The 1,934-nt window shown below is 31.5% G+C and carries 3 protein-coding genes; all 3 read right to left on the minus strand.

Going from position 1 to position 1,934, the window contains the following annotated elements; translation table 11 throughout:
• A partial coding sequence (locus tag ABY863_RS13495; protein ID WP_372795700.1) for an amidase family protein occupies nt 1-320 on the minus strand: 320 nt, incomplete at its 3' end.
• Nucleotide 321: 1 nt separating this feature from the next.
• Nucleotides 322-579: a hypothetical protein gene (locus ABY863_RS13500; protein ID WP_372795702.1), complete on the minus strand. Its 258-nt coding sequence runs from the start codon at nt 577-579 to the stop codon at nt 322-324.
• Nucleotides 580-840: 261 nt separating this feature from the next.
• Nucleotides 841-1,934 (minus strand): T9SS type B sorting domain-containing protein (locus tag ABY863_RS13505; protein WP_372795704.1); only part of this gene is annotated, 1,094 nt, incomplete at its 5' end.

Consider the following 1,934-nt stretch of genomic DNA (forward strand, 5'->3'; position numbering starts at 1 on the left):
AATAATTTTTGAATGGCAGTTGCTGTGTAAGCTGATTTGTATTTTTTTAATAAATTAGAACTTGCAGATGCATAAGTTCCTTGCAACATATAAACGTCTTTAATTCCAAAAGGAATGCCCTCTAATAAACCTATTGCTTCTGAATTTGCTATTTTTGCGTCAACTTTTGAAGCTAATTCTAATGCAGTAGCACTTAATAAAGAGTTTACTGTATTATGTGTGTTTTCTTTTAATAAATCTAATTTTCCTTGAACCAATTCAGTACAAGATAGCTGTTTAGACACCAGTTGCTGGTGTATTTTTTTTATTTGAGATTCCATATTAGTCTTCTATAACTTGTGAAACTACTAAATAACCGTTTTTTTCTTTTGGAAAATTTTCGATAATGATTTGTTTCTCAATTGCAGAACTTTCTATGACCACATCTTCTCTTAAATCATTTACAGACACGCAATTATTATTGACATTATTTAAAGAATTATTATTTGTAACCTGTGCATTTTTAATCACATCAAATAATTTATTCACAGTCTCTGATGGCTGCGCTCCTTTAATACTCGACAATATGTCGACTGTCATTATTTTACTCATGTCTTTATTATTTAGTTTAGAAATCAAACTTTTAAGCAGGCGAAATTACGAAAGTTTTGTGAAGAGTGCACGTTTTTTTTATGGTAAGCTATGTGCTGCAATCCTGTTTTGGCTGAATTTGCCTTTATATTAAGATTATACTAAATGTTGTAGGTTCATTGTACTGTCTTTTGAAATAATAACAAAAAACAGCTTAATAATTTCATTTTCTTCTAATTTGTGAATTAAATGTATTTTTTAGTTGATGGGTTATCTTATTAAACTAAAATGTCCTTTTCTCACTTTTACACTTCCATTTTTGTCAATTAATTCAACCGTAAACCAATAATCTGTAGAAGGAAGTGCAGTGCCATTATAGAATCCGTCCCAACCATTGCCTGATGGGTTAATTGTGGTGATTAATTTTCCAAATCGGTCAAAAATATGGATTAATGAATCTGAGTAAAAATTAGAGTTTACACCAATTACATTCCAATAATCATTGTGTCCATCATTATTTGGGGTGAAGAATTTAGGATATCCAATTACCGAAATAGCAAGAGTAGCAGTTCCACAATTATTTTTGTCTTTCACGTAAACCATGTAAATTCCTGGGCTAATATTTTCAAAAATGGGTTCGTCTTGATAAAAACCAATGCTCTCACCTTCTTTTTGAATGGCATATTCATAATTTCCAATTCCTAAACCACTTGTTTCAACAGAGATTACATTATTATCTGAATCATCTGTTATTTCAATTTGCGATGTTGTTATTGAAGCAATGGTTGATTCTAATATATTTATTTCTTGAGGATACGAAGTACAACCATTTATAGAAGTTGCAATTACTGTGTAAATTCCACCTTGCGTAATTTCAGCTTGTGGCAGGTTACTAATTTCAAAACCGTATTCATCTGTCCAAGAGTAGCTGTAATTATCTTCTTGTGGGTTAAAAATGCTGAGTTGCTTTGGTAATAGATTTAAGCAAACTACAGCTTCTTCATCCAATTCAAATGTTGGTTTTGGATGCACTGTAAAATTGATGGTGGCTTCCGCAGTACAATTTACATACAGCTCATTTTCAACTTTAACAGAAATAGTTTGTGAACCTGTTAAAAACGGATTTGGTAACGGACTTGACAGCGGATTTCCATTTTCATCAACATAAGAAACCAACATTCCTGTTTGCCCGTTTAAAATAGTGGCTTCAATAGTTGAAGTATCAAAAGAGAACAATCCATCCAAATCATCATCACATTCAATGAAATCAGTTACTGGATTTGCTACAGGTTTTTTGTCTACAATAAATTCCAACGTTGTTTCAGCATAACAAGCTCCATCAGGATCTATAGAATTACTATCTG

It is taken from the genome of Lutibacter sp. (assembly GCF_041562875.1).
Lineage (GTDB): Bacteria > Bacteroidota > Bacteroidia > Flavobacteriales > Flavobacteriaceae > Lutibacter.